This window comes from Onishia niordana (assembly GCF_004798965.1).
Taxonomy (GTDB): domain Bacteria; phylum Pseudomonadota; class Gammaproteobacteria; order Pseudomonadales; family Halomonadaceae; genus Onishia; species Onishia niordana.
In genome coordinates, this window is the sequence record NZ_SDSD01000069.1 from 1 (window position 1) to 272 (window position 272).

The 272-nt window shown below is 55.1% G+C and carries 1 tRNA gene; it reads right to left on the reverse strand.

The features are described from left to right. Window position 1: 1 nt before the first annotated feature. Window positions 2-75: transfer RNA gene (locus tag ETC27_RS16705), tRNA-Ile, on the reverse strand. Between the last annotated feature and the right edge of the window lie 197 nt (window positions 76-272).

Consider the following 272-nt stretch of genomic DNA (forward strand, 5'->3'; position numbering starts at 1 on the left):
GTGGGTCTGGGCAGACTCGAACTGCCGACCTCACCCTTATCAGGGGTGCGCTCTAACCAACTGAGCTACAGACCCAACACCTATTCTCTCGCTGGTAGAACATGGCCGGCTTACCGACCTCACCCTCCTTTCCACAAGGGCAGGGGGTGCGCACTAACCAACTGAGCGAATACCCTAAGGTCACGCTGGGTCGTTACCCAAACAGTCTTATGCTCTGGCCGATCAGATAATTCATTGTGGACACTTGCCGAGAAGAGGCGAGTCGTCGATTA